Source organism: Pseudomonas sp. B19(2017), from assembly GCF_002113165.1.
GTDB lineage: Bacteria > Pseudomonadota > Gammaproteobacteria > Pseudomonadales > Pseudomonadaceae > Aquipseudomonas.
In genome coordinates this window covers 1-1,275 of sequence record NZ_NEJR01000046.1, presented here as the reverse complement: position 1 = coordinate 1,275, position 1,275 = coordinate 1, and the positions used below count along the sequence as shown (strand labels likewise).

The window sequence follows — 1,275 nt, the reverse complement described above, 5'->3', positions numbered from 1 at the left end:
TGTAGATACTCTGTTGGCGGTCAAGCTTTTCTGAGGTGTTCAGAGCTGAAAAGCTTGGCCGTATCAAATGGCTCATCCCCGCGCATGCATGCCCAGATGCCTGTCAGGTACTTGCGCATGACAGCAGCGATAGCCTGCATTTTCTTCTTGCCCCTGTTGACCAACGACTCGTAAAAAGCCTTCGCATAAGGGTCGCAGCGCACTGCGGTCAAGGCAGGCATGTACATGGCTGCCCGTAGATAAGCATTCCCACTTTTGCCGAGTCTGCCGGGCTTATCAATGCTCGTTCCCGATTGGGTCTGTCGAACATCGAGACCCGCATGGCGAGCTACCTGCGAGGACTTGAGTATTTGAGGAAGGATGGTCAGTTCAGCCAATGCCGCAAGTGCAGAGACTTCTCCCATCCCAGGCCCTGCGAGCAGCTGCTTGTACTGCCGAGTAAGCGTCGGACACTGGGCGACCAGCTCGCGGCCCGCCTTACGGAAGCGCTCAATTCGATTATCCAGTGAAGCAATCGCTTCCTCCTGATCCTCGATCAGCATCGACACGGTTGTAGCGGTCGCCTGCAATGCATGCAGTTCGTTCTTCGCCCTTGTACGATGCCCCACCAAACGATTGATGTGTCGCCCCAGAGCCCTCAGCTCAAGCTGCACAAGGCTTGGAGGTGTCCACAAACGCGGTGTCATACGCTCGCCGTACTCGGACAGCAGTTGAGCATCTATTGCATCGGTCTTGCTGTTCACCAGCATCAGTTTGGCGAAATTGTGGAAGCTCTTGGGGTTGATCACGGATACAGGGAGGTCAGCCGCATGTAGCTCAAGGGCCAAGTCCAGGTAATAGATTCCGGTCGCCTCCATCACGATCGACTTGGGTTTGAGTGCCAGCAGCTTTTTCACCGCAGCCTTACGGCCTGCAGGGGTTTGAGCGATATCCCACTGTCCGGCCGGACGCCCATCTTTACGCACCCCAACGACCGAAGTACGTGAGCCGATATCGACGCCAACCCAGACACTCATTCCTTCCCTCTCCCAAGCGAGTTAGGTAACAATGGCCTCCGGTTCCCCGACCTCGAACTTCATGCTGCTGCAACCTTGTAATGCGAAGTCCGACTTGTCGGCTTCTCGATACTCTTCGCAGTGGGCAATGAGGCGGGGGGCCTCTCTACATACAAGGTCAGGGGCAATACCTGCCTTCAGGAGCGATCGGCCTCCCCGGAAGTGCTTCTTCAGCCCGACGAGAATAACCTCTCCCGCTAGGCCAGACACAACATACAAG

The 1,275-nt window shown here is 56.1% G+C and carries 1 protein-coding gene and 1 pseudogene; both read right to left on the bottom strand.

Annotated elements, in window-relative coordinates:
- Positions 1 to 20 precede the first annotated feature (20 nt).
- Positions 21 to 1,016: an IS110 family transposase gene (locus CAF70_RS25945; RefSeq protein WP_085627414.1), complete on the bottom strand. Its 996-nt coding sequence runs from the start codon at positions 1,014 to 1,016 to the stop codon at positions 21 to 23.
- Between the two features lie 21 nt (positions 1,017 to 1,037).
- A pseudogene (locus CAF70_RS27775) lies at positions 1,038 to 1,275 on the bottom strand (hypothetical protein); the annotation flags it as partial.